Annotated in this window: 1 protein-coding gene; it reads right to left on the bottom strand. The window is 72.0% G+C overall.

All coding sequences use genetic code 11. The features are described 5' to 3' along the window. The coding region (locus tag SB660_RS24075) for a hypothetical protein (protein ID WP_410585155.1) at positions 1-232 on the bottom strand (232 nt) is incomplete at both ends.

Here is a 232-nt window from a genome sequence, read left to right as displayed (position 1 = left end):
AGTTCGCCATCCCGAACATGCTCGCCGCGCTCGGATCGAGGGTCCGCGGCGGGAGTGCGGCGAGGGTGGTGCGGGCGAAAGCGGCATCCGTTCCCGCGCTTGCCGTCACCTCCGCCAGAGCGATCCCCTGCGCGGGAACGGTGAGGGTGAACGTGTGCTCGGCCGTCCCGGCCGCGCCGACGGGCACGGTCACGGTGCTGGCTGCCAGCTCGGTGCCGTTGAAGTCGCGAAC

Origin of the sequence: Bacillus sp. SIMBA_005 (genome assembly GCF_046535585.1) — a bacterium.
In the GTDB taxonomy this organism is placed as follows: domain Bacteria; phylum Bacillota; class Bacilli; order Bacillales; family Bacillaceae; genus Bacillus; species Bacillus pumilus.
This window is presented reverse-complemented; position numbering and strand designations above follow the sequence as displayed.